Raw genomic sequence first — 3,200 nt, forward strand, 5'->3', positions numbered from 1 at the left:
ATTTTATATTTTTGAATACAATGTTGAAAGAAGTAATTGAAATTATAATTTAATAATGAAATATCGTTATCCTTCATGTATTGGTATAACACATGTTTTGTAGACTTACTTATTCTTGTATACAATTCATCCAAAGAATGGTACCTCCTTTAAGTATAAATTACAAAACTAAACCAATTTGGTTGACTTTAGTATATAAAAAAAGTGGACGAATGTCCACTTTTATCTAATTTATAAATACTAGCTTGTTATAAATTATAGATTTATAATCATAAACTTTGTAATCTATAGATGTATCAATATCAATATAATCAAATACTGTCATCAAAATTCTTAATAGAGCTTTGTAATTAGTGCACCTTTCCTCTTCATCTAATTCAAAACGTCCATAATGCAGTGTTTCTATTGCTAAGGTTAAAAATGATCCTATGTTAAGTACATTTGATTTAAATAATGCTTGCCAGTCTTTTTTACGGTAAGAGATACTTTTAAGTTGTTTAAATAAATAGTCATCACTTTTTTTTATTTCTTTACTTACTTTCATTAAATCAACACTATCTTTAAGGTCTTTTAAAATTAAACTTATTGAATCATACACACTTGCGCTAGTGAAATGAGACAAATTAAATTCATTAACAATCTCAAGAAATACCGATTTGAAAAATTCTTCTAGAGTTTTTGATGCCAAAGTTTCAGAAATAGAATTATTATAATTAAAGACTAGTTTTTCTCTGATCCCAACAGTATCGTAAAATAAGATTTGATCTAAACTTCTATCAGAATATTCAATATCATCATTATATACTCCCCAAACATTATCAACTATTTCTTGGTTATATGGCTTCCTACCAAACATTGGAATGTGAGCTTCACCACCATTCTTGAGATATTTGTAAATTTTAACTCCATTATTTAAATATCCAAATAGAATAGTTTCACCAATCTGTGTTTTTGCAGTAATATAAAACGATTCAACACTTTTTCTAGCAATTGTTTCACCTGATTTTACAGCTTGTTTATAAATACAATGTAAAGTGTTTGAGGACGAATAGTATTTAACTTGCTCCAAATATAAATTTTCATTTCTCATGAATACTTTAATATATTCATGACTATCGTTTTTATCTTTTTCAATAATAAAAGTAGGTCGAAAATAATCTCTTTTAGCTTCTAACTCTTTCTCCTTTAGTTCATTTGCCTTTTTTTGTTCTTCTTGTCTTTTTAGTTCTTCTTCATTTCTATCATCATCATATTTTTCCTGTTGTTTTATAAATGAATAAACGGTAAAAGTGATAGATAATGCTGTACCATAAAAGGTTATGTATGTCTTAATTGTTGAAAAAAGAGATTTCATCAACTCTAAAAAATCCAAATTAATAGAATTAATTCCTTTATTCAACAAAAAAGAACATACTTCAATAATAATTGGAAATAAAAATATGAACAACACAAAAATATTTGTACGCTTATTTATTTTATCACCATAATCCATCGAGTGAGCACTAACCTTTCCAAATTTGAAAATATCTATAATTTTAATAATATTGTACTAACCATTTGTTTTATTGATTATATATTTTATAAAATTCTTTATCAAATCAACCAATAATACTGATATTTAGTTAATTTTCTTTTCTAAACGCCTTCTTTCGTTTTTCCATAAACTCTATCAATTCTTTTTTAAAGATTTCTTTTTCTTCATCAGTTAGTCCTTTTGAGTTCATACGGAAAAGAAGTTCCACATTATCTAATTCTACATCATTCCCTGCAAGGTAGTCCATCGTAACACCAAAGAAATTCGCAAATTTCTCTAAAGTTTTAGACGATGGTTTTCTTTTTCCACTTTCCCATTGCTGATAATTAGGTTGTTTGATCCCAAATTTTTCCGCAATTTCCTTTTGTGTTAATCCTTTTTTTAATCGGAGTTCTTTTAATCGTTCTGGAAATCCCATTGCTAATTCCTCAATAAATTTAAAAATATTTTTAATAATCTCTTGACAATATACTCAGATGAGTATATAATATAAATATATTCGAGAGAGTATATTTCTTTTGAAAATAATAACCTTATTTTAGAAGGTTTTGATCATTGACAACTAAATAAAAAGTGCGTCTGACAACCAGAGGACTGACTATCAAACTACACATTAAGATTGGTACTTTTATTGTAATTGTTTTGATAAGAAAAGTCAAGTCCGTTTTATGGTTGAAGTGAAGATATAAAACATTTATTTGTGGGCTTCCACGCATTTCGGGCTTTCGCACTTTTCCGAATAGTAAAGTGAACTGGCTTCGCCAAAGGGCGTAAGAGAATCCCTTGGGTATGATCAAGACTACCTAAAGAGATTGGCTGGGAAAGCGATGGTAATTGACGCAAAGCACCTTGCTAAACGTTGCCACCGTGGAAAGAGGGATCTTTCCAACCAAATAACTTTTCTTTACTGCTGTCTATCTAATCAGATAGACCTACTCTCAAGCTACTAAGTTCTTTCCTTTTTTCACTTAGTAGCTTTTTACTTTTACAATAAAGGAGAATGATATGACAAACTTTTTTCGCACTACAATGTAAGCGACTCTATGATAACTATGAATTTACCTATGGTATGTTTAGTGAATCCGATAAACTACAGGCTAAACTTTATGCTCAAGCTCAGGTAGATCTAGATCATCTGGCTCAAGATGCTCGTAGAAATGGCTATGCTCATGGGGATATTCAATTCTATAGTCGTATGTTTAAACGCAAATTATTTACCCACTATTATTCAAGAGTGAAGCAACTAGCTTAACTCTTTTTATTTTACACTCAGAAAGGAAAATCTTATGATCTCAGAAACACTTAAAATGAAACCAGAATTTATTGGCCCTGCTTACTATGAACGTTTAGGAAATGCTCCTAAATTTATTTTTGGAAAAGAAGGCAAATACCAACGCCACATTCTAAACAGCGCAGAGCACGGTGCCTTTCATGTCATTACACCAGCCTCTACAACGGTCATTCCAGAAGATTCTATAGTAGAAGTGGTTAACCCAATCTTTTTCCCAGACACTGCTCTAAATGGCAATACTGTTGCACCTTATCTCAATGTCTTTGCAGAAAAATTGGTAATTAAAAAATAAGAAATAAAAGGAGAAAATCACATGGCTAAAATTGGATTAAACTACGGAGAAAAACTACAAATTGCTGACAAGACTTATCGTGT

At 29.6% G+C, this 3,200-nt stretch carries 4 protein-coding genes and 1 pseudogene; 3 read left to right on the forward strand and 2 right to left on the reverse strand.

Features of this window, described 5'->3' with window-relative positions:
• Positions 1–226 precede the first annotated feature (226 nt).
• Both ACESR9_RS10120 and ACESR9_RS10125 read right to left on the reverse strand, forming a co-directional pair.
• A complete protein-coding gene (locus tag ACESR9_RS10120) occupies positions 227–1,492 on the reverse strand; it encodes a hypothetical protein (RefSeq protein ID WP_070458748.1) in 1,266 nt (421 codons plus the stop codon).
• A 130-nt stretch (positions 1,493–1,622) separates the two neighbouring features.
• Complete coding sequence (locus ACESR9_RS10125) at positions 1,623–1,952, reverse strand: helix-turn-helix domain-containing protein (protein ID WP_070458746.1); 330 nt, start codon at positions 1,950–1,952, stop codon at positions 1,623–1,625.
• Positions 1,953–2,603: 651 nt separating this feature from the next.
• Here ACESR9_RS10125 and ACESR9_RS10130 point away from each other — a divergent pair.
• The 3 genes and pseudogenes from ACESR9_RS10130 to ACESR9_RS10140 form a co-directional block, all read left to right on the forward strand.
• Positions 2,604–2,786 carry a hypothetical protein gene (locus ACESR9_RS10130; RefSeq protein ID WP_247913749.1) on the forward strand — a complete coding sequence of 61 codons (183 nt, stop codon included), beginning with the start codon at positions 2,604–2,606 and terminating at the stop codon, positions 2,784–2,786.
• Between the two features lie 34 nt (positions 2,787–2,820).
• The gene (locus tag ACESR9_RS10135; RefSeq protein WP_373106432.1) at positions 2,821–3,117 is read left to right on the forward strand and encodes a cytoplasmic protein; all 297 of its coding nucleotides are present in this window, start codon (positions 2,821–2,823) and stop codon (positions 3,115–3,117) included.
• 21 nt (positions 3,118–3,138) lie between these two features.
• A pseudogene (locus ACESR9_RS10140) lies at positions 3,139–3,200 on the forward strand (conjugal transfer protein); the annotation flags it as partial.

The organism is Streptococcus parasanguinis, assembly GCF_964238605.1.
GTDB lineage: Bacteria > Bacillota > Bacilli > Lactobacillales > Streptococcaceae > Streptococcus > Streptococcus parasanguinis_AJ.